The 997-nt window shown below is 50.7% G+C and carries 2 protein-coding genes; both read left to right on the top strand.

What is annotated here, in order from left to right:
* Window positions 1-222: 222 nt before the first annotated feature.
* Complete coding sequence (locus tag MWC30_RS21635) at window positions 223-618, top strand: type II toxin-antitoxin system HigB family toxin (protein WP_244086276.1); 396 nt, start codon at window positions 223-225, stop codon at window positions 616-618.
* A gap of 5 nt (window positions 619-623) precedes the next feature.
* On the top strand, window positions 624-997 hold a 374-nt coding region (locus MWC30_RS21630; RefSeq protein WP_281430542.1), incomplete at its 3' end, for a hypothetical protein.

Below are 997 nucleotides of genomic sequence, written 5' to 3'. Positions count from 1 at the left end.
CAAGACTCTCCCAAAAAGCCTTCCAAAAGGTCTGGGACAATCCCGAGGATGCCGACTATGATCGGCTATGAGTTCGGCGACATTGTCCTCGTGCCGTTTCCCTTCACAGACCAGACCAGTACAAAGATACGCCCCGCCGTGGTTAATTAAAGAAGAAAGAGCTGGCAACCCTTATGAAAGTGGCTCGGGCGGCTGTCGTCAAGTTTGCCGCGGCAGTATTTCATGATCCTTTCCGTAATGCACGAGACATCTTTTTGCGCTCATGGGTCAAAAAGCTTCTGCGAGCGAGAGTTGCCCAGCATAGCAAAATGCTCTATATTGACCATGCATGTCATCTCTAAAAAAGCGATCGTGTCTTTCTGGCGCGTGCATCCTGCTGCCCGATCACCTTTGGAATCATGGTATCGGGTCGTCAGCAAATCAAGGTTTGAAAACCTCAGCGACATCAGACAGGCATTCGGCTCGGCTGACTACGTTGCCACGTACACCATTTTTGACATTGGTGGCAACAATTTCCTGGTGATCACTGTGATTCATTACAACCGGCAAAAACTCTTTATCAGAGAAGTGCTCCCCCATGCAGAGTATGACCGCTGGAGCAAAGAATACAGGAGTTAGCGGACATGAACACACCAGCTATTGACACCACTTCCATCGGCCCGGCATGGAGAGCCCTCCAAAACATACTACCGGTCAGGATCACTCCCATTCGCGACGACGACCAGTTTCAGCGAGTGATTCACCTCATGAATGCACTGCTCGATGTGGTAGGCGACAATGAAGAACATGAGCTCGCAGATTTTCTTGAGCTCATTGGACGTCTCGTCGAAGATTACGAGAACGAACATATAGACATCCCTGACGCGCCAACCCATGAAGTCCTGCATTTCCTGATGGATCAACAGGGGCTTGAAGAGACCGATCTTTCCAAAGAACTGGGCGGCCAACCGGTTGTCAGCGCGATTCTCAGCGGGAGGCGCAAGATCAATGTACGCCA

It is taken from the genome of Desulforhabdus sp. TSK (assembly GCF_022836495.1).
Taxonomy (GTDB): domain Bacteria; phylum Desulfobacterota; class Syntrophobacteria; order Syntrophobacterales; family Syntrophobacteraceae; genus Desulforhabdus.
Note: the sequence above shows the minus strand (reverse complement) of the source record. Positions and strands in the feature narration are given on the sequence as shown.

What these genes read in the sequence shown, in the direction of transcription:
- MWC30_RS21635 (WP_244086276.1), top strand. Translation starts at nt 223, where the DNA reads ATGATCCTTTCCGTAATGCACGAGACATCTTTTTGCGCTCATGGGTCA.